Origin of the sequence: Rhizobium ecuadorense (assembly GCF_001187535.1) — a bacterium.
GTDB classification, from domain to species: domain Bacteria; phylum Pseudomonadota; class Alphaproteobacteria; order Rhizobiales; family Rhizobiaceae; genus Rhizobium; species Rhizobium ecuadorense.
In genome coordinates, this window is the sequence record NZ_LFIO01001688.1 from 1 (window position 1) to 250 (window position 250).

General features: G+C 54.0%; 1 pseudogene. It reads left to right on the forward strand.

Annotation, left to right across the window (positions count from 1 at the left end):
• Positions 1 to 166: 166 nt before the first annotated feature.
• Positions 167 to 250: pseudogene (locus tag AF337_RS46350) on the forward strand (GntR family transcriptional regulator); the annotation flags it as partial.

The window sequence follows — 250 nt, forward strand, 5'->3', positions numbered from 1 at the left end:
GGATATCTATCGCTTGAGCCGGTTCGACCCGGAACGCAATCCACTGTAACATGGCTCGCCGTTAGAGCGCCGCGCGTCCAGGACGCTCTATCACTTTAGATTGGCGCATAATCCCTTTCCGAAAATCGAATCCGGTTTTCGGGGTTATGCTTCAGAGGAGATGACATTGCAGACGCTCAACGAAAGCCGCGAAGACGGCATCGAGCATGATGATCTAAGCATTGCCCGCGCGCTGGAGGAGGACATCATT